Source organism: Planktotalea frisia (genome assembly GCF_001890925.1).
GTDB classification, from domain to species: Bacteria; Pseudomonadota; Alphaproteobacteria; order Rhodobacterales; family Rhodobacteraceae; genus Planktotalea; species Planktotalea frisia.
In genome coordinates, this window is record NZ_MLCB01000149.1 from 1 (window position 1) to 2,088 (window position 2,088).

The window sequence follows — 2,088 nt, forward strand, 5'->3', positions numbered from 1 at the left end:
CGTCGCGCGCGGCTGATTGATCAGCTGGAATTGCAGCTTGAGGAATTGGAAGCGGCCGCAACGGAGGATGCGCTGGCGGCTGAACAGGCTGCGGACAAGACCAGCACCGTGCGTGCCTTCACGCGACGCAAGCCCGTGCGCAAACCCTTTCCCGACCATCTGCCGCGCGAGCGTGTCGTGGTAGCGGCCCCGACCAGCTGCACCTGCTGTGGTTCAGACCGCATCGTTAAAATGGGCGAGGATATTACGGAGACACTGGAGGTCATCCCACGCCAGTGGAAGGTGATCCAGACGGTCCGCGAGAAGTTCACTTGCCGAGCTTGCGAGAAGATCAGCCAACCGCCGGCCCCGTTCCACGCCATTCCACGCGGTTGGGCAGGGCCGCAACTGATCGCGATGATCGCCTTCGACAAGTATGGACAACACCAACCCTTGAACCGGCAATCCGAGCGAATTGCACGTGAGGGGATTGATCTGAGCCTGTCCACCTTGGCTGATCTGATCGGTCATGCTTGTGTGGCGCTGACCCCCATTCATGCGTTGATCGCGCGCCATGTGTTGGACGCTGGCCGCTTGCACGGTGACGATACCACCGTGCCGCTTCTGGCGCGTGGCGGCACAAGGACGGCGCGACTGTGGACCTATGTGCGCGATGATCGACCGTGGGATGGGGATGCGCCACCCGCCGCCCTCTTCCACTTCTCAACAGATCGCCGGAAAGAACACCCGACACGGCATCTGGCCGAATGGCACGGTGTTCTTCAGTCGGACGTTTATGGCGGCTACAATGATCTGTATCTCGCAGATCGTAGTCCGGGCCCGGTCCGTAGTGCGCTGTGTTGGAGCCACGCAAGACGCAAGTTCTTTGAACTGGCCGACATCAAGGCCATAGCCCGCAAAGGCAAAAAGGTAGCGCAAGAGATATCGCCCATCGCGCTGGACGCTGTGACGCGGATCGATGCGATCTTCGCTGTCGAGCGTGACATCACCGGCCTGTCAGATGCAGCGCGTCATGAAGCCCGGCAGCAGTGGGTAGCGCCGATGGTCAATGATCTGCATGATTGGATGCTGGCCGAGCGGGCCCGGATGTCAAAGCACAACCCTGTTGCCAAGGCGATCAACTACATGCTCGAGGGGACAGGTCGCTGGGAGGCCTTCACCGCATTCCTTGATGACGGGTGCCTCTGCCTAACGAACAATGCCGCCGAACGCGCGCTCAGAGGGATCGCATTGGGTAGAAAGTCATGGCTTTTTGCAGGGTCTGAACGCGGTGGCGACAGGGCAGCCTTCATGTATACACTTATTGTCACGGCAAAGATGAACGACATCACCCGCAGGCATGGATGGCAGACGTCTTGGCGCGACTGCCCGATATGCCTGTGTCACGCCTACCAGAACTGTTACCCTGGAATTGGAAGGCCGCCATGGAATTGAAGAGGATTGCTGCATGACACTGGTCGCGCGCCTCAAGGTCACATTGTCCGATGTCGAGCCTCAGGTGCTTCGGCGCTTTGATGTGCCCCTCAAGATCAAGCTGAACCGCCTGCATGATGTGATCCAGGCTGCCATGGGATGGACCGACAGTCACCTGTATGAGTTCAGGGCCGGCGGCAGCGGCTGGGGGGTGCCAGATCCAGATGGCTTTTACGATGGCCCGATGCCCGCCAGCAAAACCAGCCTGCTTGACGTGATCGAAGATGTTGGCACCAAGACCATCCATTACATCTATGACTTTGGCGACAACTGGCATCACGTGATCAAGGTCGAGAAAATCGATGATGCCATCGCGGGTGCCGCATATCCACGCCTTGTCAGGGCCATCGGTGCTTGCCCTCCGGAGGATGTGGGTGGCTTTCCCGGCTACACTGCCTTCCTCGAAGCCATGGCCGACCCCAAGCACGAAGAACACGGCCAGATGCTGAAATGGTATGGGGGACAGTTCGACCCGGATGAGGCAGAGATCGGCCGCATCCTCGATAACTTCGAGCGTCTTGCCAAAAAATGGACCCCGAAGCCGCGTAAACCAAAAGCCGTACCCAAACACCTCTGATCAATACGGCGCGCCCACGGCCTTCGCCGAATGCTTAC

At 59.3% G+C, this 2,088-nt stretch carries 1 protein-coding gene and 1 pseudogene; both read left to right on the forward strand.

What is annotated here, in order from left to right; translation table 11 throughout:
* Window positions 1-1,451: pseudogene (gene tnpC, locus PFRI_RS12520) on the forward strand (IS66 family transposase); the annotation flags it as partial.
* Window positions 1,448-2,050, forward strand: coding sequence for a plasmid pRiA4b ORF-3 family protein (locus PFRI_RS12525; protein WP_072631045.1), 603 nt, complete (start codon window positions 1,448-1,450; stop codon window positions 2,048-2,050). The pseudogene tnpC and the gene PFRI_RS12525, both read left to right, overlap by 4 nt.
* Window positions 2,051-2,088: the final 38 nt, after the last annotated feature.